Source organism: Anaerostipes rhamnosivorans, assembly GCF_005280655.1.
Lineage (GTDB): Bacteria > Bacillota > Clostridia > Lachnospirales > Lachnospiraceae > Anaerostipes > Anaerostipes rhamnosivorans.
Genome location: NZ_CP040058.1, coordinates 3,066,323 through 3,092,126 on the forward strand (window position 1 = coordinate 3,066,323; position 25,804 = coordinate 3,092,126).

Annotated in this window: 18 protein-coding genes and 2 riboswitches; of the genes, 5 read left to right on the forward strand and 13 right to left on the reverse strand. The window is 44.4% G+C overall.

The features are described 5' to 3' along the window. Positions 1-173: 173 nt before the first annotated feature. A complete protein-coding gene (locus AR1Y2_RS15125) occupies positions 174-965 on the reverse strand; it encodes an anthrax toxin lethal factor-related metalloendopeptidase (protein WP_243118778.1) in 792 nt (263 codons plus the stop codon). Between the two features lie 99 nt (positions 966-1,064). Further along, positions 1,065-1,152: riboswitch (cyclic di-GMP riboswitch) on the reverse strand. Positions 1,153-1,332: 180 nt separating this feature from the next. After that, a riboswitch (cyclic di-GMP riboswitch) is annotated at positions 1,333-1,420 on the reverse strand. 130 nt (positions 1,421-1,550) lie between these two features. On the opposite strand from AR1Y2_RS15125, the gene AR1Y2_RS15130 reads away from it, so the two are divergent. Next, positions 1,551-2,318 carry an ABC transporter ATP-binding protein gene (locus tag AR1Y2_RS15130; RefSeq protein ID WP_330576931.1) on the forward strand — a complete coding sequence of 256 codons (768 nt, stop codon included), beginning with the start codon at positions 1,551-1,553 and terminating at the stop codon, positions 2,316-2,318. Further along, entirely contained in the window at positions 2,311-3,066 is a 756-nt protein-coding gene (locus AR1Y2_RS15135) for an ABC transporter permease (RefSeq protein ID WP_137329721.1), read from the forward strand. The genes AR1Y2_RS15130 and AR1Y2_RS15135 overlap by 8 nt, the downstream gene beginning before the upstream one ends. On the opposite strand, the gene AR1Y2_RS15140 is transcribed toward AR1Y2_RS15135, so the two are convergent. The 12 genes from AR1Y2_RS15140 to AR1Y2_RS15195 form a co-directional block, all read right to left on the reverse strand. Further along, the gene (locus AR1Y2_RS15140; RefSeq protein WP_137329722.1) at positions 3,046-4,104 is read right to left on the reverse strand and encodes a protein kinase family protein; all 1,059 of its coding nucleotides are present in this window, start codon (positions 4,102-4,104) and stop codon (positions 3,046-3,048) included. The genes AR1Y2_RS15135 and AR1Y2_RS15140 overlap by 21 nt on opposite strands. A gap of 156 nt (positions 4,105-4,260) precedes the next feature. Next, on the reverse strand, positions 4,261-6,072 hold the full coding sequence (locus AR1Y2_RS15145) for a leucine-rich repeat domain-containing protein (protein ID WP_137329723.1): 1,812 nt from the start codon (positions 6,070-6,072) through the stop codon (positions 4,261-4,263). A 398-nt stretch (positions 6,073-6,470) separates the two neighbouring features. After that, positions 6,471-8,867: a glycyl radical protein gene (locus AR1Y2_RS15150; RefSeq protein ID WP_137329724.1), complete on the reverse strand. Its 2,397-nt coding sequence runs from the start codon at positions 8,865-8,867 to the stop codon at positions 6,471-6,473. A 271-nt stretch (positions 8,868-9,138) separates the two neighbouring features. Next, positions 9,139-10,098 (reverse strand): tetratricopeptide repeat protein, encoded by a 960-nt coding sequence (locus AR1Y2_RS15155; RefSeq protein ID WP_137329725.1) that lies wholly within the window; start codon positions 10,096-10,098, stop codon positions 9,139-9,141. A gap of 38 nt (positions 10,099-10,136) precedes the next feature. Continuing rightward, positions 10,137-11,027, reverse strand: coding sequence for a YitT family protein (locus AR1Y2_RS15160; RefSeq protein WP_243118779.1), 891 nt, complete (start codon positions 11,025-11,027; stop codon positions 10,137-10,139). A gap of 89 nt (positions 11,028-11,116) precedes the next feature. Next, the gene (locus AR1Y2_RS15165) at positions 11,117-12,064 is read right to left on the reverse strand and encodes a sugar phosphate isomerase/epimerase family protein (protein WP_137329726.1); all 948 of its coding nucleotides are present in this window, start codon (positions 12,062-12,064) and stop codon (positions 11,117-11,119) included. A 42-nt stretch (positions 12,065-12,106) separates the two neighbouring features. Beyond that, positions 12,107-13,759: a BCCT family transporter gene (locus AR1Y2_RS15170; RefSeq protein ID WP_137329727.1), complete on the reverse strand. Its 1,653-nt coding sequence runs from the start codon at positions 13,757-13,759 to the stop codon at positions 12,107-12,109. A gap of 65 nt (positions 13,760-13,824) precedes the next feature. Further along, positions 13,825-14,565, reverse strand: a complete 741-nt coding sequence (locus AR1Y2_RS15175; protein ID WP_137329728.1) for an AraC family transcriptional regulator — start codon at positions 14,563-14,565, stop codon at positions 13,825-13,827. Between the two features lie 19 nt (positions 14,566-14,584). Then, positions 14,585-15,367 carry a glycyl-radical enzyme activating protein gene (locus AR1Y2_RS15180; protein ID WP_137329729.1) on the reverse strand — a complete coding sequence of 261 codons (783 nt, stop codon included), beginning with the start codon at positions 15,365-15,367 and terminating at the stop codon, positions 14,585-14,587. Between the two features lie 395 nt (positions 15,368-15,762). Next, positions 15,763-16,977: an NAD/NADP octopine/nopaline dehydrogenase family protein gene (locus AR1Y2_RS15185; protein ID WP_330554796.1), complete on the reverse strand. Its 1,215-nt coding sequence runs from the start codon at positions 16,975-16,977 to the stop codon at positions 15,763-15,765. 255 nt (positions 16,978-17,232) lie between these two features. Then, positions 17,233-17,865, reverse strand: a complete 633-nt coding sequence (locus tag AR1Y2_RS15190; protein WP_137329731.1) for a TetR/AcrR family transcriptional regulator — start codon at positions 17,863-17,865, stop codon at positions 17,233-17,235. Positions 17,866-17,930: 65 nt separating this feature from the next. After that, positions 17,931-18,548, reverse strand: a complete 618-nt coding sequence (locus AR1Y2_RS15195; RefSeq protein ID WP_243118780.1) for a GntR family transcriptional regulator — start codon at positions 18,546-18,548, stop codon at positions 17,931-17,933. Between the two features lie 327 nt (positions 18,549-18,875). Here AR1Y2_RS15195 and nifJ point away from each other — a divergent pair, with 327 nt between their 5' ends. From nifJ to AR1Y2_RS15210, 3 genes are all read left to right on the forward strand, one after another. Next, on the forward strand, positions 18,876-22,385 hold the full coding sequence (gene nifJ, locus AR1Y2_RS15200) for a pyruvate:ferredoxin (flavodoxin) oxidoreductase (RefSeq protein ID WP_137329733.1): 3,510 nt from the start codon (positions 18,876-18,878) through the stop codon (positions 22,383-22,385). An 81-nt stretch (positions 22,386-22,466) separates the two neighbouring features. Then, positions 22,467-23,960 (forward strand): 4-hydroxyphenylacetate 3-hydroxylase family protein, encoded by a 1,494-nt coding sequence (locus AR1Y2_RS15205; RefSeq protein ID WP_137329734.1) that lies wholly within the window; start codon positions 22,467-22,469, stop codon positions 23,958-23,960. A 118-nt stretch (positions 23,961-24,078) separates the two neighbouring features. Continuing rightward, positions 24,079-25,800, forward strand: coding sequence for a sigma-54 interaction domain-containing protein (locus AR1Y2_RS15210; protein ID WP_137329735.1), 1,722 nt, complete (start codon positions 24,079-24,081; stop codon positions 25,798-25,800). The last annotated feature ends 4 nt before the right edge of the window (positions 25,801-25,804 follow it).

The window sequence follows — 25,804 nt, forward strand, 5'->3', positions numbered from 1 at the left end:
CCAGGCCTTTCAAGTCAAATAGTTTCCTCACGCATTTGTGTGCACAGTGCCCGCAAGGCTTTTTTCTTCCATAGGGAGGTTCGGAGAACTTTCCTAATGGAACAAAAAAGGATGTCTCAAAACCATAGTTTACACTTACAGTTTTGAGACATCCTTTTAAACTCCTACTTTCATCACATTCTGCTGATCACAGACTGTATGTACTTATAAGAGCGCGGGCAATTCTTCTTTAAGGAAGATTTGTTCATGGAGTATTCCTTGAAGCACTCTGCAAAAAACTCCTTGTTAGAGGATACAGCATACTTTTTATTGTCTCCTTTGAACTTGTTCTTCTCTGCTTTGTAGATAGACAGGAACTCTTTTGTTGAATCAGCTCTTCCCTGCCGATAGGCTACGAAATGTCCCACTTCGTGGACAAGAACGCGGTCTACATTGGCTTTTAAATAAATCCGTTTCTTAGATGGGCTGAACACTCCGTCTGCTCCCTTTAAGACGGAGGAACGTGGATTAGTTTCAATCTTCATTCCGGTCTTCTTAAAAGAATTGATTACCCTTGTATCAATGATCCCCTTCAATTGGTTAATATCAGCACTTCCTGATCTGGCCAGATTTGTCGTCTTTGTCGTAGTTTTCGTCGTCACCGTAGTTTTGACCGTCTTACGCTTCGCTTTCATAGTGGTCTTGACTACTGTGTTCTTACGGATGATCTTTTCAACTTTTTTTGAAACACTTTTCGTCAGTTTCTTTGTTGTTTTGATCTTCTTGACTGTGGTTGTCTTTTTCCTGCGTACCTTTTTCTTTAACTTATACTTTTTTGTTTTGACTTTTCTGGTTGTGCTGACCTTAACTGAAACTTTGTTTGATGCTTCGACACGTTTCGGAGCCGGGACCCCCATCCCAACACCTGCGGCTATTATAATAACTGCTAATGCCAATGCAAAAATCTTCGTGACTGCTTTTTTCATAGCTGATGCGCCTCCTCTGATCCCAAGGCACAAACCCGGTAAATCACCGGTGAAAAAAGCAGTTCCCTACTCTGCTCTTCCTGCACATGATCCCCATCATGCGGCAACCGGCTGTCATAGTCTGCTGCCAGACCTTAGACCCTTGGCTTTGTGCCGCTGTCTTTCGACAGCTTTACTGAATATGTAATTGTTCCATTCATCGCTCTGGATGTGTTAACCATGTGATGAATACAATGATCCAGCTATTGAAATACAGAACGCTTCTAAAAAAATAGAAAAACCGTCTGTGAAGTTTCCTTCACAAACGGCTGCGCTTACGATTCAAATATAAGTTAGATACCTATATCCATACACATTAAATGAATAATGTGGCAACCGGCTGTCATAGTCCTCTGATGGACTTTAGACCCTTGGCTTTGTGTCACTGCCTTTCGACAGTTTTACCCATGAATATGAAATTGTACGAGACAATCCACTCTTGTCTACACCTTAATTATAGGCTTCTGGCTCCTCATATGTCAAGGAATAATATCACCTTTTTTCTCTCCAGCATAATCTATATTATAATCCTCCAAGAAAGGAGATATGAGAATGACCACTGCCCTTTCCTTAGAGCAGGTATCCTATTCATACCATACTCTCAAGCAAGAGACCACAGCTCTTTCCTCTATCACTTTTGATGTCTTAAGCGGTGAATTTGTCGCAGTCGTCGGTCCCAGCGGGTGCGGGAAATCCACCATGCTACATTTGATCGCTAAATTACTCCCCCTATCCGGCGGAACGATCAGGATCAACGGCGTACCAATCGAAGAATCCACCGACCATATCGGATATATGCTCCAGAAGGACCAGCTTCTTCCCTGGCGCACCATTTATGAAAATGTAACCCTTGGACTTAAGATACAAAAAATCAATGACCCCGGGGCATTTGATAGAGTTGACCGGCTGCTGGAGCTTTACGGACTCCGTGATTTTAAGAATTCTTATCCAAGCCAGCTTTCCGGAGGTATGCGCCAGAGGGCGGCACTGATCCGTACCCTTGCACTTTCTCCGAATATTCTTCTTCTCGATGAGCCATTCTCTGCACTTGACTACCAGACAAGACTACAGGTGTCTGATGATATTGGCTGTATCATAAAAGATGAAAAAAAGACGGCTCTTCTCGTGACCCACGACCTGTCCGAGGCTATCAGCATGGCTGATCGGGTCATTGTGCTGTCGAAACGTCCGGGAACCGTAAAGGCCATTGTGCCAATCCATCTCACCTGTGAGAATAAAACGCCCCAAGCTGCAAGAAATGCAGTGGAGTTTAAAGATTATTTCAATCAATTATGGAGGGAAATCAATGACTGATCCAATTTCTAAAGAACAGTCCGAATATTTAAATCAAATTCAACGAAAGAAATATTGGATTCGCGTTGCCCAGGTCCTTCTGCTTTTACTTCTTTTATTTGCCTGGGAGACCGCCGTTTCTAAAGATATACTGAACGGTTTTATTTTCAGCAGTCCGACCAGGATCATCCGCTGCTTTTATTCCATGGCGCTGGATCATTCCATATTCCTTCACATCGGGGTCACGCTGGCGGAAACTCTTGTGAGTTTTGTGTTGATCACCATATTCTCGGTGCTGATCGCAACGGTTTTGTGGTGGTTCCCTACGGCTGCTAAAATTATCGACCCTTATCTTGTCGTACTGAACAGTCTTCCCAAATCAGCGCTTGCGCCAATCCTCATCGTCTGGCTTGGGAACAACATGAAGACCATCATTATCACTGCCATATCTATTGCAGTATTCGGCAGTATTTTGAATTTATACAGCGGCTTCCTGAATGTGGACAGAGAACGCCTGACACTCATCAGGACTCTTGGGGGTTCTAAAAAAGACTGCCTAACCTTGGCGGTGATCCCCAGCTGTATCCCGCTGCTGCTGAGTATTATGAATGTCAACATCGGCCTTTCCCTAGTAGGCGTCATCATCGGAGAGTTTTTGGCGGCGCGCTCCGGACTTGGATACCTGATCATCTACGGAAGCCAGGTGTTCAGCTGGGAGCGCAGACAGATAGAACCGCACATCCTCCCTCTATCGGCTGCTTTTCTCTAAAAGGGTCTGAACCCTTGTTTTCACTGCCTTCCATTCCCGGTTACTTAAGCACTCTGGCCGCTCCATTTTAAATACGCTTTTAAGCGGCAGTTTAAGAACAGCCTGAGCACATGCCGCCGCTTCCAACAGTGTTTTCCCCTCCCATGTCTGGGACATGAGATTCTCATTCTCATCAAAGGCATGATCGTGGTCCATCAATGGATACAAACCTGTGATCCTGTTTTCATCCGTGACAAAATAAAATCCCCAGTTGCCCACATGGCGGTCACTGTTGTTTAAAATATAATCTGCAATCTGCATTTCATAATATCTCTCAGGATCCAGACTTCTGGCCTCCTCAAACTCGTCCTTCTCCTGATTGGCACACCATACAGCAAACTCCTCAAACGATACGATACTAACTTTTTTGGACGTGATAAGCTTTGATTTAACGATGATTTCTCCGGATTGTTCTATCTCCTCTAGGCGCTCTTTGGAGAGATAATTCTGATATAGCTCTGCCTTCTCATATAAAATATGGGAAATCCCAAGCTGCTGTAAAATTTTTGATGCGGGCAGTTCTCTCTTCCCTACTTTATATAAGTAGATACCGTCTGCTTCCTGTATCCAGCATTTGGCTGAGACCCCCTGTGCGGTCAGTTCAGGCGTATGAATCCTTTCCTTATTTATTGCATGCGGTGTACCGGTAAGGGCGGTATCTGCGTACTCCTCATCCATAGGATGGTCATAAAAGTTATTTGATTCCCATGTAATAGCCTCGTTTTCTTCCCTGACCCAGTAGCAGTCCGTGAGATTGAGAGCATGGCTGGTCCTTGCGATCGTCAATGGAGTCTGGGGTATGTTCGCATTGTTCAAAATATTCTTTGCATTGGTTCTTCCCATGGATAACGGCCGTACTGCCAGCCAATTAAAAATAAAATCCTCATACGTAAGATCTTCCTTTTGCAATGCAAACGGCACCAATTGTTTGTTATATATTTTAAGACTGCCGTCCGGCATAGTCTCTAAAACTTTCCGGTCTTTCATCATTAACAGCATGCATTTCCTCCTTACCGATTTTACTCTCAACTTTTTGGCCTGTCGCTTGTTTTTTAGTATAACACAACTGTGCTTGCAAAAAATAGCGGATATACGCAGCTTCTGCCTATATCCGCTGCTTTCTTATTTCAGCTTTTTACATGTAACGATCTGCTGTTATAAACTATCTGATGACCACCTGCCATATACTTTCTTTTTGTTTACCACTTTGTACGGCCTGATCTTTACATATTCCGTCTTATACTTATTTTTCACCGTAACTGTTTTACTTTTTGCAGTTTTCTTTGCCGTAACTGTCTTTACGTTCTTCTTAAACTTCTTATCTGTGCTCAGCTTGATCTGATAACCGCTGACCCCGAATAATTTTGTCCATCCAAACTTAATTTTTGATTTTCCATTCTTTATATAATCCCTCTCATAAAGATCAATGCATGTCTGATAATTTTTCGGAGATGCCTTATAAGTGATGGTGAGCTTTGGGCAAAGCCAAAATGCATTTGCACTGATATTCTTTGTCGATCCTTCAATGATGACCTTTTTTGCCGCTTCGCATGACACAAATGCATTCTTATAAATTTTTCTAATGTTCTTCGGAATGACCAGTTCCGTCCATGCCGTACCTGCAAATGCATTTCCTCTGATCTCTTTCAGGTTTTTACCGAATGTGATGGTCTTTAATGAACTGCAATCATTAAATGCCTCTTTTTTTATGACTGCTACAGAATCAGGTATCTTAATAGAAGAGAGTTTTGAACATCCATAAAAAACAGCTTCTGATACTTCTTTTAAATTTAATGGTAGATCAACTTTCGTAAGTCCTGTATACTTAAATGCACACTTCTCAATCATTTCTACACTCTGTGGAATTGTTACTGTTTTCATTTCGCTACAGTCATAAAATGCCCTTTCCTCTATAGATTTTACGCCGTCTGGTATACTGACTGCCGCACTTTTTCCAATATATTTAAGCAGTACTTTGTCTTTCGTAATATACATATCATGATCAAATGTAATCTGCTCTGGCAGTTGTGAAGCAATATCTTTGATGCCAATAAAATTAAGAGAGTTAATGAGAACACTAATGCTATGACCGTCCAGCTGTTTTGTGTTGACCGCAACATGCTCGACAGGAACTTCAGAATTAAAATAAGATGATGTTTTATATTTTGTATTGTCGATCCGCTTGACAGATTGAGGTATCGTGATTTTTTTTAGTTTATCACAGCCATTAACAAAATCGCCCTCAGAGTCTTCAGAATAATATAATACGGACTGCATATGAAAATCCGTGCATCCGTCTTCAATCACAAGCTCCGTTCTGGCCGATGGGACTCTCACAATTTCTTTTCCATTCTTTGTATAGATAACACCCCGGATACTCCGAAAATTTGGATCATCTTTTTTTACAGTAAAATTCTTGGCGGCAAGATAGGATACATTGGAAATCGATAATTTTGTATTAAACGTCACCATATCAATATGTCCGATATCATCATCTGTAATGCATTCAGCCTTGTCATCATAGGGCATTGTCTTAAGTTTAAATTTCCCGGGTATTGTTACATTTTTTAATAACTTACAGTTTCCAAGAGCCTCCTGTCCAATGGTTTTCACACCAGATGGAATGGTGATTTTCTTAATCGCCGTCCCTGAGAAACTGTACCATCCGATTTCTTTTACTGTCTTTGAGATAGAAACTGATTTCAAATTCTTACATCCCATAAAAGCTTCTTTGGAGATGGATGTAACGCCTTTTTTGATAATAACCTTTTTAATCTTCTTGTTTTTCCTAAATTTCATCCTGGCAGGCATTTTGCCTTTACCTGAGATCGTCAAAGTCCCCTTCTTCAGTTTATAAGTAACTGACGTTCTCGACTTTGATGCCTGAATGCTGGTTTCCGGGGCCGCTGCCGCAAACATGAATACGAACAGGCTGGCTGCCAATAACACTTTCAAACTTTTCCTCATTCCCCTGCCTCCTTTTCTAGATAATAAATAGATATGTTTCAATTATAACACATTTACAACAAAATAACTACAACTATAAACATATATTCAAAATACTTCTCTTACACATTTGTGTTCATTTTGCCTGAAGGGCATTTTTACTGTCCCGGCAGGATTCAGAGAGCTTTCCCAGGTAAGAACAAAGTGGGCAAGCTCACCTCATCTCCCCAACCCCTGACTCTTTGAGGGGCTTGACAACTTTGAGCACCAAATGCGATTTGACGTAGTCAAATGATTTCCTTACGCATTTCGTGTGCATCCTCGCGGAGCGTTTTTATGTTATAGGGGGTTCCGTAGGAATCTCCTATGACACAAAAAAGCCTCCCGTTACAGGAGGCCTTTTTGCCGTCTATCATTTATTAACTTGCTGCACTGCAGCCATTCCAGGCACCGATTTCTGTACGTCCGATGATCTCATCCTGTACTTCTTTGCCTAGTTCCACGAAGAAAGCTGTATATCCAGCTACCCGGATCAGCAGATCTTTATGGTTTTCCGGATGCTTCTGCGCGTCCATGAGGATTTCCTTATCCACCACATTAAACTGGGAGTGATAGATATCAAGGGTACACTGGGTCTTCAACATATTCATCATGTTGTGCAGCCCTTCTTCTCCCTGGAGCATAGAAGGTTCCAGCTTCATGTTGAGCTGCGTTCCCTGTGTAAACCTTGCATGAGGGATGTGGCTTACGGATTTGAGCAGTGCGGACGGCCCGTTGATGTCGGTTCCTCCTGTTGCCCCGATTCCGTCGGTGAGAGGAGTTCCAGCATACCGCCCGGAAGGAAGGGCTCCTACCCATGCTCCGATCGGTGTGTTTCCGGATACCGGAAGCATTCCAGTTGTCATCTTGCCAAATTTTGTATCATATTTTTCAAACTCGTCGGTGACATATGTGAAAATTTCACCTACACAGAAGTCTGCGCGTTCATCGTCATTTCCGTATTTCGGAGCATCCATACACATCTGATGGATTTCCTCATAGCCTTCAAAATTCGCATCCAATGCTTTGCAGAGCTCATCCATGGTGATCTTTTTCTCATCATATACAAGATATTTTACTGCCGCTATGGAGTTTATAATGTCTGCCTGGCCCACTGTGATCACACCGCCGCCGCAGTTATATTTTGCTCCCCCGCTGCTATAGTCCGTGAGCGTTTCCATACAATTAGGATACATCAGGGAAAGTGTCGGCACCGGACGGTAATTCATGCTCAGGTAATCTAAAAGCTGATCTCCGGATACGACAACATCTACAAAATAGCGGATGTGTGCTTTTACAGCCTCAAAGAATTCTTCAAATGTCTTAAAGTCTCTTGGATCTCCTGTCTGAACGGAAACCTGATTTCCGGTTTTTCTGCTGACGCCGTTGTTCAGTGCCATTTCCACGATACCGCCCATGTTGATGTCCGCCATATCGGTGTACTGCTTCATGCGCCCTTCCAGATTGGTCTCCACACAGCCGCATGGATTCCAATCCCAGGCTTCGCTGAGAGGTACGCCTTTGTTTAACAGCATGCGGATTCCCGCATCGTCGTGGTATACTGCCGGCATGCTCAGACCCATACGGATAGCCTCTGCCGCTTTGTGAAGGAAGGAATCTGGATTTTTAGCGATATTATAGCGGATGGACATGTTCGGCTCTTTTAAGCGCACATCCATGGTTGCCTGAATGACCTTATAAGAGAGCTCATTTACCGCGTCATTGCCGTATTGGTCGATTCCTCCTGCCGTAACCTGGACAGTGATGCAGTAGCCGGCCGCAAATTGTGCGGTCACCTCATCCTGGAACAGGGAAAGTTCCGCTATTTTAATCCACATACAGTCCAGAAGCTCCTGTGCTCCGTCATCATCGAGGATGCCTGCCTCCATATCTGCTTTGTAGAACGGATACAGATACTGGTCGATCCTTCCGAGATTATAAGAGGACGCATTCTGTTCCATATAGATCGCATATTCATAGGTCAGCATAGACTGAACCGCTTCGTAGAAGTTACGCGCCGGATGTTCCGGTACTCTGCGGTTTACTTCTGCTATCTTTAACAGTTCTGCTTTTCGTTTTTCATCCGTACATTCTGCGGCCATCTCTTCCGCAAGATCCGCATGACGGTTTGCCAATGCGATGATACCTTCCGCAGCAATGATCTCAGCTTTCAGGAAGATCATCTTTTCCAGATCACCAACTTTTGAGTCATCCAACTGTGCAAGCTTTTCCTCTGCCTCTTTCTTGATGCCGCCCACACCTTTTTTGAGCAGTGTGGTCCATCCCGGTGTAGTCTCGCCATAGCCGCGTACCGCTTTTCTGTCGATGTAGATCATTCCGCTGTCCCTGAGGATCTCCATGTCTTCCGGAGCCATGGCACGCCAGCGGTCCAGCAGACATTTATTTTTCCAGTAGTCGGAAACCTCTTCTTTAAATATTTTCTTTCCCTCTTCACTGAGATAAAAGGGGTCAAACTCACGTGTGCTGATCGTATCAAGCTCACGGTCTAATATAGAACAGGAGCTGTCCGCACATAGGATGCCTGCACGCGGTTTGAATGCGGCACCGCCCACCAGCAGTTCATTGTCAAGAATATAAATATTTTTCTTAAGGCACTGATTCCTAAATCCAACAGCTTTCTGAATGATCCAAGGCTGTCCCTCTGACTCCTTAAAACCTTCTGTCAAATATTTTGCATTATATACGTCCATATCTACACGTGTTTCAAAATAACGTTTTCTTAAAGCTTCAATCCTGTTTAAATATGCTTTTGCCATTTTTACTTACCTCCTAATAAAATTTATCTGTTTTCTCCGATTTTTCTTTACACTCAGTTAAAGAGCAAAACCTGTGCCAATCTTAGAATTTTAGTATATTTTTTTGAAGATAAATTAGAGAAGGCCGTAAAATGGGATGTTTCCTTACTTTTTGACCAGTCTATTTATCAGACATTTTTATAGATCTCCACGAATAGTCAATTTTAAATAATAAAAGTGCAAAATTTTCAGTTGTTTATTTGCAGTTACCGCAATAGTTTTTGCATCTAAGTCAATACTCTGAATATTCTCTGCCCGTGATCCTCATCAGTTCGTTCTGGATCGTTATGGTGTGCTCATGTTCAGGGCCAAACAGCTTCAGGCAGACCTCCGCCGAAGCAGTCAGTGCCTGAACGGCGTTGGTCCTCTCTCCTATATGCATATAGGCCCAGTACATATTCTGGTAAGAACTGATGCAGTCTGCATTCGGGCCAAAACAGGTTAAGGTATAGTCAGCCGCTTTTTTATAGACCTCAATTGCCCGGGAATACTCGCCCAGCCCACACAAAAATCCTCCCAGGCTGTTCAGTGATGCTCCATAGTATGCATTTTTTATGCCACAGTATCGCTCAAAATTCTGCAGCGCCTGGTCCATACACTGTATAGCTTTTAAAGTGCTCCCTGCTTTGTGGTAAAGGGCTGTCAGGTTGCTGTAGATCACCACGGACTCCTGCTTGTGGTCTTCTGTGTCTTTGACCAGATCAAGGGCCAGTCTCAAATGGCTGACAGCAGGCTCCGTCTTTCCTGTCTCCTGATAGGCCAGCGAGAGATTCTTATGAACATTGGCACAGGCATAACTGCCTTCTTCCCCAGCCTCCCGGTAGATTCGGACCGCATCCTGAAATAACCGTATTGCCTCATCGTGCCGTCCGGCAAGCCGGTAGGTTCCTGCCATGTTATTGACCAAGGCCGCATATTCCGTGCAAGTTGTGCCCAGACTGAACACAATCTCGTCCTGCGCTTTACGGAAAGCTTCTATAGAATGGTGGTATCTGCCGGTCTGCCGGTAAAAAGATCCCTGTTCATTATATACTGTCACAAGCATTCCCCTGTTTCTTTTGCTTTCCAAGAGGCATTCCTCATAATCCATCAAAAATTTCTCAATCCCCTGCACATCTCCTGTCCGATAGGACTGGTTAAGGGACTCATAGAAATTATGTAACATGCCGCTGTCCGTTTTTGATTCCTTCATAATATTATCCGCCTTTATATTTTTCGTATTATCTAATTTCACTCTATCGGTTTCTGGTAGAAATATCCCCGTACCTGTTCTGTCCGGATTGCATTCACAAAGGCCTCCCGGTCCACCTTCCTTACGGCATTCATGATCTGTTTTGTCTCTCCCCTCGATACGATGGAGTACACAACATTCCGCTCCTTTTGTTCATAGGAACCCGTCCCGCTTAAAACGGTTGCCCCGTGACAACTCACATCATAAATAGCCTGGCTGACTTTATACGGTTCCTTTGTCACTATAAAAAGCGTCTGCTGCTGATATTTGTGATACAAAGCCTGTATGATCTGGGTGAAAGCATATTGGAATATGATTGAATAAAGAGCTTTATCCCAGCCGAACAGCAGCCCGGCCGCCGCCAGGATGATAATATTAAATCCCAAAAGAATATTCCATGCATCCATTCCTCTCTTAACTGACAAGTAGATGGAAATAAAATCAGTTCCTCCCGCCGTTGCGTCCACCCACAGACACAGCACACTGGCAAATCCTCCGATCAATCCCCCAAAAATGCTGATGAGCAGGATATCGTAGGTAACCACGTAGGACGGTATCATATCCGTAATGACAGATGCCAGCACAATAGTATAACAGGAGTAAGCTGTAAATCGTTTTCCCAGGAAACGGAATCCTATGTACACAGGTACAGCGTTTAATAAAATATTGACCGGCATATAACCGATACTCACATCAAAATACTGTGCAGCCACCCTCTGGATTAGCAGCGTGACTCCGCCCACACCGCCCGGATACAAATGTCCTGTATTAATAAAGGTTTTCGTATCAACAGCTGTCAGGACAGCTGAAAGTGTAAGTGCCAGTATTTTGATTGCCTCTCTGTTTAGGTCTATTTTCAGATACTTGCTCTTCTCAGATCTTTCTTTCACTTTAATTTCCCCAATTTTTAAATCATTTACAGCATAGAAAACGGCCGGTGTAACCACCAACCGCTCTCCATTTATATATTAAGATTTTATTATTTTTCTGTGGTGCCGATTCCCAGAACCTCTTTCATATACTTGATACTCTTTCGCATTGCTGTGATCTCTTCTTTCCGTCCGTCCTCCAGAGTATAACCTGACAATGGGAGTTCGATCTCCAGATCAATGGTGTCCAGTTCTTCCGGTGCTTTTTCCCGGAGAATCTTCATGATCTCAACCACGTCAATGTCTCCGTCTCCGATGGCACATCCCAGGGAATGGGTTCCGTCCGGGTCAGCAAATACGCGGTTATCGCAGAAATGCACACAGTAACAATATGGAGCCATCTTATCCACACACTCTTTCACACCCTCAGACATTACCAATGAATTGATCGTATCACAGCAGGCACCGATCAGTGGATGGTTCAACTGCTCCACAATCCAGATGACTTCGTCGGAAAACAGATCACAGTGGTTTTCAATGGCAATCTTCATGCCGTATTTCTCGATAGTTGGGATATTCTTTTTAAAGTTATTCACGATCTCAGCCATCTGAGTCATAGCCTCCGGACACATGCAGGAATGGGAAATCGGGTGCGGATGCTCTACGTCAGTGCTGAATTTGACCAGCGTGGCTCCGATGGAATGTCCTATTTCCAGCGCTTCTTCAATGGTTGCGTTGACTCTCGGATCAGATGGTGCATTAAACGATACATTCAGTTCTAAATCCAGGCCGTGTTTCTTGGCATTTTCTTTTACCGCTTCCAGATGTTCCGGTGAAGTGTCCTTGTCCAGATCCACCAAAGTAATATGTAAAACTTCAAGTCCTTCCTCCACCGCCAGATCCATGAATTTATCCAGATCAATCACCTTTTCAAAGGCATAAGTCTTCCCCTCACTCTGAAATCCCCAGCTCTCTCCCAGTCCACTGAGATGAAGCGTGTAGCTGTGCATGCCGAGTTTAAACTTTCTGTCCGCCGCTTTTTTCGTCATTTTTTTCATTCCTAAATGCTCCTTTCGTGAATATCATTATAATGTTCCTATTTATTCAGTTCCCTGTTGACTCTCTGCGGGACTGTCATCTACCACCAGGCCCAGCCCTTTCATTTTTGTCGTAAGTGTTTTTGTCGGCGGTTCGACCTCATCACAGCACGGTATATCTTTCATCCTGTGGCTCTTGGAATTCAGCAGCGGCTTACATAGCTTAAATATCATAAAGCACAGCCATATGGTCGGTATGGTCATCAGCAGGCCGCCTACATTCAACAGGCCTTTTACCGCATCCATTCCGCCCGACACCACCAGCAGATAAGCAACTGCGGATACCGCAATGCCGATAATGATCTTTAACAGCTTCGGCGGTTCTGAATCAATTTCCTGTCCATGTACACACAGTGTTGATAACGCTGAAGTATTCGGATCTGCTAGTGTAATAAATGACATACAGACTGTGATAAGGAAGAAGAACTGTACGATCTTGCCTCCCGGCATTGCCCCAAGCACCTGATACAGCGCCGTCTGCATTCCCAGTTCCTGAACCTTGCCCCAGACATCCACGATACCGCTGGTCTGCATATTCATAATCGTACCTGCGAAGATCGCGATAAATAAACAGCAGAACAAGGATGGTACAAGAATCTCAACTAAGATAAATTCGCGGACCGTATGTCCTTTTCCCATACGTGCAAGGAACATACCGATCACAGGAGCATAGATGAAAAATGAATTCCAGTAAGTAATACTCCATTTGTTTGCCCATTGATCCGATGGGACCAGCGTGTTGTTAAACGTGATCTTGGACCAGAAGTTATTTAATATATCTCCCATGGACTCCGTCCCTATCTTGCCGATAAACTGTGCATCACCTGCGACCAGCACATAGATCATAAGACCGATAAATGCCACCATGCAGGCACTTGACACATAGGTCAATCCTTTGTTGATTCCGGTAAGGCAGGAAAAAATGAAAAATCCCGCTACCATAATCGTAATGGCCAGATACAAAACAGGAGTCTGCTTGATGCCAAATACCGCATTGATGCCTCCGGAGATCTGCATCAATCCTGCTCCCATGGAATTTGACAATCCGCTGGCTACAGCATAACCACAGAGGATATGAAGCAGTGTGGTCAGCCATCTCTTATTTTTCTTAAATGTTGCCTCCACTACCGGTGAAAACGATAATGCTTTTTGATAATTAAATGTGAGCAGTGCAAAAGCTACCGCAGGAAGTGCATAAATAAAGTACTGCACAAATGACCAGTCAAACATAGCCTGACTGACTGCAAATATGGCCGCTCCTCTGCTCTGTGCCGTAACTCCTGCTGCGATCGGCGGTTCCATAAAGTGGAAGATCGGTTCACCCATTGCCCAAAACAGCAAGCCGCATCCAATACCTCCGCAGATAGAGATGGAATACCACTGCCATCTTGTAAAGTCAGGCTTTGCGTCCTTTCCTCCGATCACAACATCACCATACTTAAAGATCACAAATACAATCCCCAGGACTACGATGACGACTGCCAAAAGATTGATCCACCAACCGAAATTATCTCCAACCAAATATATCATATTTGACATAACGGCTCCGAACTGTTTTGTAAAAAACACGCCTAAAATGATCTCGATCAGTAATAGTGCCCCTAAAACGATTAAAACCTCTTTATAAATCTTGCCTTTTTGTTTATCTGTCTCCATATAAACCTCCCACTGTTATATAAAAGCTTCCCTTCGTGGTGAGTGGTTATTTCCCTCCGTATACATTAACTGCTGCGTCGTTCCAGCTGTTTTTCCGGACAGAGTCTGATGGAAAAACTCTCCCGGTATGCTTTCGGAGTCATTCCTGTGATGCTTCGGAAAGCTCTTGTAAACGTTGAATTACTGCCATATCCAACCATGACCGCAATATTTGTCACGTTGAATTCCGTATTCTTAAGTAACTCTTTGGCCTTATCAATCCTGATCCGGCGCAGATAATTTCCCGGAGATACACCGGTCTGTTGCTTAAACCAATCATTATAATATGTTACACTATATCGCTCGATCTCCGCCAGTTCATTTACTGTGATAGACAGATCATAATGTTCACTTATGTATTGGATAGAGGGTGGTGCATGATTCTCCATCAGCTTGCTGTAAAGAAAATCATAAAGAAAGTGCACCGATTTACTCTGGGGATTCTGTCTGATCTCTGTCTGGATCAGTTCCACCAGCTGCAGGATCTGACCCTGCATCGGTACAATGACTGGATTGGTCAAGAATAACATATCCTTGTTATTAGATGAATCTTCCATGTTGAGAACCAGCATTTTTCCACAAAAATTACACTCATGCTTCATTCCCTCTGGAATAAAACACAGCTCCTGGGAAGTCACATTGAACTCTGTGTCTTCTATATTAATTCTCATAGATTCCTGAAGTGGAACAAGAATCTGCATATAATCATGTGAATGTTCTCCCCGGCACTCATAGAACATTTGAATATTCATAGCCTGATCCATCATAATTTCCTCCTTATCACTCTCAAATCACTTTGCTGACATATTGTCCGATCACTGCCCTGCATGTTTCCATATGCTCTACCGACGGCGAAAGCAGGCCTTCCAGCTCATACGGCCGCCCTAATTTGCGGTAGGTATCGCTCCCAAGCCGATGGTACGGAAGCAGCTGCACATGGTCAAGATGTGTTAACTGTGCACAGAAATCTCCCATTCTGTTAAGCTCTTCTTTTGAGTCGTTGACCCCAGGTATCACTGGTATCCGAACAATCAGATCAAATTGTGTGCTGCAGTCATTGGTTCTCAAAAAGTTGTTAAGGATCAGCCTGTTATCTACGCCGCAGTATTTTTTATGTAAATCACTGTCCATAAACTTAAGGTCTGCAAACACTGTACGAACATGCCCCAGTATCGGTTCGACCGTTTTCCACGGTGCAAAAAGGGTTGTTTCAATTGCGGTGTCTATGCCTTCTTTCCTTGCCTGCTGTAGTAAACAGCGGGAGAACTCTGGCTGACACAGCATTTCGCCTCCGGAAACTGACAGGCCCCCTCCGGAATGAAAGTAAAACGGAATATCCTTTCGTATTTCCTTTAAGACTTGCTCTACTGTCATCTCCTGCCCATATGTCTTGGTTTCAGTCTCTTCCATCTGAAAATTTTGGCTCTCTGGTGTTGAACACCACGAACAGCGCAAAGGACATCCTTTTAGAAAAACTACTGTACGGAATCCATCTCCGTCATAGATAGAGCTTCTCTCCAACCGGAGAATCATACCCTTTTTATCTTTTCCTTCATAGTTTGTTTCCATAAGATTTCACAACCCTCCCTGAAAATATGAGATACATGATATCGCTTTACTTCATAACATAGCAAAACCCGTGCCAAACCACTTCATATTCACACTTCTGGGTACAACAAGTGGAAATCTGTAGTAAAAACCTTACGAATTGATCAAAAGCTTTTCCCGATGCCGGGGCTTAGAAATCTGTACTGGCACCTGCCTGCAAATTTATTTTGCACCAGTTCCATAGGCTGCAAACTATTTTGCACCGGATCTGCAAAACAACTTCCTACTCAAATGACAAAAGCGCATTTCTTTCTGCCTGCTTCTACCGAATACATCCAGCATATGTGAAATGCGCCCTTGTTTAATCAATCAATATTCGAATCAAGCCTCACATTATTTCTCAATTGTGACTCTAATTATTTTTCTGTATAGACACCTTCACGGATATATTTCTGGAGCTGTTCATCATTCATATGTCCGATATCAAGGTAATCCAAAGTATATTTGCTTTCTGCAATCAGGTCACGTTTGATCATAACATTGGCAAGATAGATCATGCTGTCAACAGTCGGTGTAGCCACACCGTATTTTTTACCTAACTGCTGGATCAGGTAGCAGCCTACCGGTACATCTTCTGTAATATAACGGTTCTCTAAGTCGAATGGTCCGTCACCATAGAAGTTTTCATATTTTTCTTCAAACGGCACTGCAAAGTCCGGTCCCATGTATTCTTTGCCGTACATTGTTGTCCGTGAGAAGAAGTCCTCATAATTAACAGTACATAAACCTACGTTCATTGCTTTGGCCAGGGCCTTTTCTTCCTCCCAGAACACTGCCTGCACTTCAGCGATGGCAGGGCAGAGAGCAAATCCGTAGAGAGAGTAGTTTTTCTTATCCTGTCCGAGTACTGTATCAAAGTTCTGCATAACTGCTGCTCCGAGAACAGTTCCTGGTACGTGGATGACAGGGTTTACATTGGAAAGGTTTACATCGATGACAGTCTCACCTGTAACGAATCCGTCTCCTGTGCGCACTGCGTCGAGAGCTGGTATGTAATTTGCGGATTCAATGAAGGCTTCTGTATCTGTATGAGGAAGCGCAGCACCGCGGATGGTTGTGATACGGTCTTCTACCTTACATTCATTCGTTGTCACTCCACCTCGTTTTACAATACGGACACCGTAAGGAGCTGTATACCATGCACCTACAATCACTTTTGTTGTACAATTCAGTTCACGCATGATTTTTCTGAAAATAAATGTACCACAGTTATCCGGTAGAATGTGGATTACCTGTCCGTCTTCCAGCAATGGGATCAATTCACGGAAAATAGGTTCATGAGCCATAGCTACTGTAGCGATCACGATGATACCTGCTCCCTTTACTGCCTCTGCCATATCTGTTGTGGCAAGGTCAACATGAGCTGTACCACGGCGTTCAAAGCCATAGTAGCTGAACTGGTTACCTGTCAATTTGATCCCTGTTCTCTCCATGTTGTTAAAGTTCTTTTTAAAGGCTTCCTGCTCCCAGATACGCACCTTTGCCCCTGCCAAAGCACAGTCACCTGCCATTGTTTTACCAACTCCGCCACAGCCAAGGATCGCGATCGGCTTATCCTTTAAATAACTCATATCCATTTGTTTTTCCTCCTTTAATTTTGTTTCCAGTGCATATAATTAACTTGATACATTTTCTATGAACCTAATTCATTGACTTAAGTTCATTGACTTGAATTCATTGTATTAATTTTTATCCAATTTGTAAAGCGTAAAAACAACCAAAATAAAAATATTTTCTTGTGCAAAACAGCAAAAAAACTGTGAACCAGATTTTTTGTTCTGATTCACAGCTTTCTCTTTCTCTCGATTTTATTTCTAATCATAACCCTAATTTTTTGCCATCATTCCAACTGTGGTGATCCTGACGGCGTCCGCGATCATATCCGCAAGACTGTTCCCCTGGTCATCCAGGCACCACATCACCTCAACGCCGACTAAAGTTGAAAGCAGCAGGTTTACATATCTGTCCGTGGGAATGTGGATATCCAGAACTTCCTGTTCTTTTCCCTTCTCTATGATCTTGTTCAGGCACTTCATCAAGTCACGGTCTTTACTGTAGAAATTATAGTCTGTAAAGGTAAAATAACTTGAGACAATGGCCTTGATGATCCCTTTGCCTCTCTTCTCATATTCTGTATAAGAGATCTTTACAAAATGAATCATCATATCCAGGAAATCTTCATCCTTAATCTGGGCAAATGCCTTATTATACATTTCATCGGACTGCTGAAACGTATAAAAGACAATGGCTTCCTTTGATTCAAAGTGGGTATAAAAGCTCCCCTTGGCAACATCGGCGTAACTGGTGATATCTTCGATGCTGGTATTATGAAATCCTTTCTCATTGATCACAGTGACCGCCGCATTATATATTTTGTTTTTTGTCTCCAGCGCCTGAAGCTGGCGGTTTGTCAGCTTGGAGCCGTTTTCTTCTTCCAACTGGCTGTTCATCTTTGACATATCTCTCAAATGCCTCACTTCTTAAATTCTTCTATTGTTGACAGTACATTGTTGAACTATGGATATCATTCAGCATCCTGACTGTACCCATAACATTTCATAAGATAAGGGTCCAGCCGGTAAAAGTCCTTAATATGATCACAGATCAGCCTGGCCGCTTCCTTAAGATCCGCATTGCGGATGGACTCAATGATCGGTACGTGGTGGTGGATCTGGATCAGGCTGTCCTCAATATCCGTATACTTTGAGATCTGTATCAAATGAACCTGCTGGTATATGGCATATTGCTGTTTATACAGATGGGAATTCCCTGATACTCTGGATATCTCCAGGTGGAAATCGTTGTCAGCCTTAATACGGCCATAGATATCACCTTTCACAGCTGCCTCCTCACAGACATCGGCCAGACGGCAGAGCTGCTCAAAATCCGCCGCACTGCCATAATAAGCCGCCAGCTGGGCGGATAGGATATCCTGGGACAGCCGGATCGTTCCGATCTCTCTCACTTCCTCATCGGTGAACTGAGCCACTGCCGCTCCTCGGTTCGTACCGATCTTTACCAATCCCTCCGCAGCCAGTCTGCGCAGTGCGTCATGCACCGGAGTCCTGCTGATGGATAACCTCTCGGATATCTGCGGTTCAGAAATCTTGATCCCTGGCAGGAATTCCATGTGAAAAATCATATCTTTAATCTTCTCATAGGCTATTTCACTTTGCGAACTTATAGTAGCACCTCCTTATATACATTCTTAAGCTTAAGTATACACCTCAAAATTTTACATATCAAATTATTTCTGTTATACATCTTTACCAAATTTTCAGCTTAAAGATTATTTATATTCATCATTGACAATTTGAATCTCATAATCTATTCTGTATGTAATCACTTAAATTGCATGCATTTCAAACTTATACATGCATTATTTTAACATTAAATTCCTGTTACACAGGGCCAAGGAACTGTCAATATTACTATTTTTTAATAATGATTCACAAGGAGGTAATCTATAATGTCCAAAAAAATCGCATTGATGGATGGAAACCAGGCTGCTGCATATATTTCATATGCCTTTACCGAGGTTGCCGGAATCTTTCCTATCACCCCATCCTCACCGATGGCCGAGTTCGTAGACGAATGGGCTGCCAATGGTAAAAAGAACCTCTTCGGCCAGCCGGTTGAAGTGGTGGAAATGCAGTCTGAAGGCGGTGCTGCCGGTACAGTCCACGGTTCCCTTCAGTCTGGAGCCCTGACAACGACTTACACCGCTTCCCAGGGACTGCTCCTGATGATCCCGAATATGTATAAGATCGCCGGAGAAATGCTTCCGAGTGTATTCCATGTTTCCGCACGTACGCTTTCCGCCCATGCGCTTTCTATTTTCGGTGACCATTCCGATGTTATGGGCGTCAGAAGTACAGGTTTCGGAATGCTGGCATCCTCTTCTCCTCAGGAAGTTATGGATTTAGGCGCAGTTGCACATCTGGCTACGATCCACTGCAGAATGCCGATCCTGCATTTCTTTGACGGATTCAGAACATCCCACGAAATTCAGAAGATTGACGCACTTGACTATGAAGACCTCCGCCCGTTGGTTGATATGGATGCGTTAAAGGCATTCCGCCAGAATTCCCTGAATCCAGAACACCCGGCAACAAGAGGAACCACCGTAAACCCGGATATCTTCTTCCAGTGCCGTGAAGCTCTGAACACAAAGCTTGCTCAGATGCCGGATGCCATTGAACACTATATGCAGGAGATCAACAAGCTGACCGGCCGTGACTATCATCTATACAATTATTACGGAGCACCGGATGCAGAACGCATCATTATCTTGATGGGCTCCGGCGCAGAGACGGCTAAGGAAGCCATTGATTATCTGAACGCAAACGGAGAAAAGGTTGGAATGATCAATGCCCACCTGTACCGCCCCTTTGCAGCAGATTATTTCCTGAAGGCAATCCCAAAATCAGTGAAAAAGATTGCTGTTCTGGACAGGACAAAAGAACCCGGAGCCATGGGTGAGCCGCTGTACCAGGACGTCTGTACAATCTTTAAGGAAGAGGACATCCCGATGACCATCGTCGGAGGACGCTACGGCCTCAGTTCAAAAGACACCACACCTGCACAGATACTGGCCGTTTATGAGAATCTGAAACAGGATAAACCGAAAAACAACTTTACCGTTGGAATCGTGGATGATGTGACTTTCACTTCCCTACCAGTTCCAGAAGAAATCGATACAACTCCGGAAGGCGAGACCAGTGCGGAGTTCTGGGGCATGGGATCAGACGGAACCGTCGGAGCCAATAAGAACTCCATTAAGATCATCGGTAATTCCACAGACCTGTACTGCCAGGCATATTTCGTATATGACTCCAAAAAATCAGGCGGACTTACACAGTCTCACCTGCGTTTCGGAAAGAACCCGATTAGATCACCTTATCTGATCCAGGCAGCCGACTTTGTGGCCTGCCACAATCCTTCCTATGTGGATAAATACGACATGGTACATAACTTAAAGGATGGAGGAACCTTCCTACTGAACTGCGGATGGGATCTTGAAGGGCTTGAGAAAAACCTTCCTGCGTCCATGAAACGCTCTCTCGCAGAAAAACATGCGAAATTCTATACCATTGATGCCATCAGTATCGCCCGTGACCTGGGACTCAGAAACAGGACCAATACAATTTTACAGGCCTCTTTCTTTAAACTTTCCGGTGTCATTCCGATTGATAAGGCTGTGACTGAGATGAAGGATGCGATTTATAAATCCTACTTTAAGAAAAAAGGCCAGGCAATCGTTGATATGAACACCGCTTCCATTGAACACGGTATTAATGAGCTCAATGAGATCCAGATCCCTGAAAGCTGGCTTACAGCACAGGATGAGGCTGTCGAAAAGAACGTACCGGAATTTATCAAAGAGATTGTAGAACCAATGAACCGCCAGGAAGGGGATGTCCTCACTGTTTCCCAGATGGTGAAATACGGTCTGGAAGACGGAACATGGCCTGCTGCCACATCCAAATACGAAAAACGCGGTGCTGCAGTAGAGGTTCCTCAGTGGGAAGCTGAAAAATGTATTCAGTGTAACCAGTGCTCTCTCGTATGTCCGCACGCTGCGATCCGCCCAATCCTTGTCACAGATGCGGAAAAGGCTTTAGCTCCCCATGGATTTGAGACAAAGAAAGCCATTGGAAAAGGACTTGAAAGCTATCAGTTCCGTATTCAGGTATCTCCGTATGACTGTACCGGATGCGGAAGCTGTGTGAATGTCTGCCCGTCAAAGGAAAAGGCTCTTGTTATGAAACCGTTAGACAGCCAGCTTAAAGAAGCAGACAGCTGGACCTATGCGGTTGAGGAAGTGGAGATCAAAAAGGATGCAGTCAACAGCTGTTCTATCAAAAACTGCCAGTTCGCAAAACCTTATTTTGAATTTTCCGGTGCATGTGCAGGCTGTGGAGAGACTCCATATATCAAACTTGTCAGCCAGCTGTTCGGAGAAAGAATGTATATCACCAACGCTTCCGGATGCTCCTCTGCTTACGGCGGTTCCACTCCTTCTTCTCCATACTGTGTGGACAAAAAAGGCTGCGGTCCTGCTTGGGCAATGTCATTATTTGAAGATAATGCAGAGTATGCTTACGGATATCTGTTGGGACAGGAAGCCATCAAGAACCAGCTGAAAGATAAAGTACAGACGTTAATGGAACAAGGGGTTGCGGCGGATGCCTGCAGGAAATACCTTGAGAAAGGCAAAGACCCGGAAGTGACCCGTGAAGTGTGTGATGAACTTCTTTCCGCTATTCAGGATAACAACAGCGAAGAAGCACAATTCATCCGGGACAACAAGGAATTCCTCACAAAGAAAAGTGTATGGGCCTTCGGCGGTGACGGATGGGCATACGATATCGGCTACGGCGGACTGGACCATGTTCTTGCTTCCGGCAAAGATATCAATGTTCTTGTTCTGGATACTGAAGTTTACTCCAACACCGGAGGCCAGGCTTCCAAGTCAACAGCTGCCTCTGCCATTGCCAAGTTTGCGGCAAGCGGAAAAGACACGAAGAAAAAAGACCTTGGTATGATGGCCATGAGCTATGGATATGTTTATGTTGCCCAGGTTGCATTAGGCGGTAATCCAAACCAGACCTTAAAGGCAATCCGCGAGGCGGAAGCATATGACGGTCCCTCATTGATCATCTGCTACTGCCCATGTATCGAACACCATATGAAAGCCAGTATGGGTCAGAGCATCATGGAAGAAAAGAAAGCCGTTGACGCAGGATACTGGCATCTGTACCGGTACAATCCGGATTTAAAGAAGGACGGAAAGAATCCATTCATCCTCGATTCCAAAAAACCGACCGGTGATTTCCAGGAATTCCTCATGGGCGAGAGCCGTTACGCGTCTCTGAAACTTGCATTCCCTGAGAAAGCCCAGGAACTGTATGACAAGGCAGAAAGAGATGCAATGGAACGCTACGAATCTTATCTTGCCATGGCAGATAATCAATAACTACTTATCGCATCTTTGCAGGAGGCTTCTTCTGCAAAGATGTATGTTCCAAATAACCGATTTAATTAAGGAGGTTCCATTATGGCATTAATGACAGGACAAGAATATGTTGAAAGCTTAAGAAAACTGAACACCCGTGTATATATGTTTGGGGAGAAAATAGAAAACTGGGTAGATCACCCTATGGTGAGACCATCTATCAACAGCATCATGATGACTTATGACCTGGCCCATGATCCAGAATGTGAAGATTTGATGACAGCCACTTCCAATCTCACCGGGAAAAAAGTCAACCGGTTCAATCATCTTCACCAGTCCACCGATGACTTAGTGAAAAAGGTGAAAATGCAGCGTCTCCTGGGACAGAAGACAGCTTCCTGTTTCCAGCGCTGTGTGGGAATGGACTCTTTCAACGCTGTATTTTCCACAACCTTTGAAGTGGATGAAAAATACGGCACACATTATCACGACAATTTTAAAAAGTTTCTCACTTTCGTCCAGGACAATGACCTGGTAGTCGACGGAGCTATGACAGATCCAAAAGGAGACCGGGGAAAGGCACCTCATGACCAGCCGGACCCAGATATGTTTGTCCATGTGGTAGAACGACGTCCGGACGGTATCGTAGTCAGAGGGGCTAAGGTTCACCAGACTGGTTCCATCAATTCTCACTGGCACCTTATGATGCCTACCATTGCCATGAGAGAGGCAGATAAAGATTATGCCGTTTCCTTTGCATGTCCAAGTGACGCAGAAGGGGTCTACATGGTATACGGACGCCAGTCCTGTGATACGAGAAAAATGGAAGAAGGCTGCATCGACGTAGGAAACCCTAAATTCGGCGGCCAGGAGGCTTTGGTTGTCCTGGATGACGTATTTATCCCGAATGAATATATTTTTATGGACGGAGAATATGACTTCTCCGGTATGATGGTAGAACGCTTCGCCGGATACCACCGCCAGAGCTACGGCGGATGCAAAGTCGGTGTAGGTGATGTGGTGATCGGTGCCGCTGCCTTAGCCGCAGAGTACAACGGCGCTGAGAAGGCTTCCCATATCAAAGATAAACTGATCGAGATGACTCATCTCAATGAGACACTGTTTTCCTGCGGTATCGCATGTTCCTGTGAAGGCTGTCCGACAAAATCCGGAAATTATCAGATCAACCTTCTCCTGGCAAACGTCTGTAAACAGAACGTTACCCGTTTCCCATATGAGATCGTGCGCCTTGCAGAAGATATCGCCGGCGGTCTGATGGTGACCATGCCTTCCGAAAAAGACTTCAAGTCAGCTACTGTTGCAGGCCGCAATGGAGAGACCATTGGAGAGATCTGCAACAAGTACTTTGCGGCCCATGAGGGTGTCTCCACAGAAGACCGCCAGAAAATCATGCGTTTCCTTGAGAACATATGCCTTGGCGCAGCCGCTGTCGGATACCGTACAGAATCCATGCACGGCGCAGGATCTCCGCAGGCTCAGCGCATTATGATTTCCCGTCAGAGCAACCTCCAGAATAAAAAAGAGTTAGCAAAGATCATTGCCGGTATTAAAAAATCCGATTCGGCTATTGACTAAAAATTCTCAAATATTTAAAATAATAGCATAAACAAAAGTGACAGGATCAAGCTCGCATCGTTTGTTGATCCTGTCCTTTTTCCAGTTGATCAGGGTTATAAATCAGGGAGGTACACCGATGAACCATGAGGAATTAATAGAGGTTTTGTCTCAGTATGGCTTGGGAGCTATGTTGATTTCTGAGGATAATACAATACTGTCAATCAATATGACCGGTGACCGTCTTCTCCACGGAAATGGGAAACTTACAGGGAACTCTGTCCCTGAATTTGCGCTTCCCCTCTGTGAACAAAAGGATGATTCTATTTATATTAATATAAAGTTCGGGGAATATCTGCTCCGCCAGCCTTCTCCGCAGAACATAAGCCTGCCGGAACACACAAGACTCATCGTCTTCCGCGACGGGACAAACGATTACCAGCTTGAAATGATGACCAGTGTCATTGACCAGATCAAAGAGGGCATTGTCATGTGTGATTCTGACAGCCGCTTAAGTTTCTTCAACAACCCAGCAGTCAGGCTGGATTCCCTTGTGGCGGAAAATGTCCTAGGCGAATGTGTGAATGATGTATATACTATGAACGGCGAAGAAAACTGCGCACTTCCAGAAACACTCCAAAAGAGACGCCCGATCCTCAACCACCGCCACCGCTACACAACAAAGTACGGCAAACAGGTGGATGCGGTTGCGGATACCCATCCTGTCATCAAAGACGGACAGGTTTTAGGCGCGTTTAATATTGTGGAAGACTGGAGCACCGTCAATGACCTCCACAAACAGATCATTGACCTGCGGGAAAAACTGCTCCATTATACTTCCGGCAATAACAAAACGAAAAGTGTCCTGTCCGCAAGATATACTTTTGATGACATTATTTTTGTAAGCTCTCCTATGCGGACAGTCATCAACCAATGCAGACAGGTCGCCAAGACTGACTCTTCCGTTATGATCTACGGTGAAACAGGAACAGGAAAGGAATTGTTCGCACAGAGTATTCATAATGCCAGTAACCGTTCTGACGGGCCTTTTCTGGCGATAAACTGTGCCGCCCTTCCAGAAAATCTTTTGGAAAGCCTGCTCTTCGGCTCCGTCAAAGGCGCCTATACCGGTGCGGAAAACAGGCCCGGCTTTTTTGAACAGGCAAACCACGGCACACTCCTGCTGGATGAGATCAATTCCATGAATATCTCACTGCAGGCCAAGCTGCTGCGTGTCCTCCAGGACGGCATCATCCGGCGGATCGGAGGATCTACAGAGATAAAAGTGGATGTACGGGTTCTTTCCTGCATCAATATTCCTCCCCATCAGGCCATTGCCGAAAATAAGCTGCGCCAGGACTTATTTTACCGTCTTGGGGTGATCAATATCAATATCCCTCCGCTGAGAGAACGGAAAGAGGATATCGCTCTCCTTGCCACGCATTTTATGATGAGTTTTAACAGCAAGCTGTTGAAGTGTGTTAAGGGTATTGACCCGATCACTCTGGAGATCTTCAACACATACAGCTGGCCTGGAAATGTAAGGGAATTACAGCATGCCATGGAACACGCCGTGATCATGCTGCCGGAGGATCAGTGTTTGATCACCTCCGAATATATCCCCCAGAACCTACTGACAGAAGAAGATATCTCCTCCCTGTCCGCAGCTGCCGCAGAACCTGAGCCTTCCCACTCTCTGCACAACAAGCTGCAGGATATTGAGCGGAATACACTCTGCCAGATTCTAATGGAGAATGAAGGCAATATCTCAAAGTCCGCACAGGTTTTAAAAATGAGCAGACAGAACCTCCAGTACCGCATCAAGCGCTATAAAATTGACATTAAAGATTTCCGTAATTAACAGC